Genomic DNA, 498 nt, shown 5'->3' with positions numbered 1-498 from the left:
GGTTGCGATCTTTGTGGTTGTTTGTCTGGATACGAGTGTGCCACGTTCGAAGCCGATTCATTTTCTGCCGCTGACTTGCTGACAGCGTATTGCCGTAGGCGTCTTTGTCCTGCCAGCCGATCTCGGTCGACACGCCCCCGTCGTGCATCAAGTTCGTCGTAGGTGCTCCTACGCGGGAGCGCTGTTCGTGTTCTTCGTGTGTATGGGCTCGCCATTCGGCTCCATGATCGATTTCGTCGTCGCTGACGACGAAGCCACATTCGACACAAGCAGTTTCGCCGTGTTTCTGGTCCTGTTCGAGCGTGCCATCACACTCCGGACACGTCTCAACTGCTGATTCGTCGGTAGTTTCTCCGATATCACGGTCGCGTTCAGCTGTTTCGCGCTCGTTGTGGACGATATCAACCATCGCTCATCCCGATACATCGTAACACAGCAGTTTCTCGAACCAGTCGTTCGGTGAGTTGAGTTTCAGTCCGAGGAAGCCGAGGTATTTCT

Annotated in this window: 1 protein-coding gene; it reads right to left on the bottom strand. The window is 54.6% G+C overall.

Features of this window, described 5'->3' with window-relative positions:
• A partial coding sequence (locus tag C451_RS05710; protein ID WP_007738671.1) for a transcription initiation factor IIB occupies positions 1–409 on the bottom strand: 409 nt, incomplete at its 3' end.
• Positions 410–498: the final 89 nt, after the last annotated feature.

Origin of the sequence: Halococcus thailandensis JCM 13552, from assembly GCF_000336715.1 — an archaeon.
Classification (GTDB): Archaea; Halobacteriota; Halobacteria; order Halobacteriales; family Halococcaceae; genus Halococcus; species Halococcus thailandensis.
This window is presented reverse-complemented; position numbering and strand designations above follow the sequence as displayed.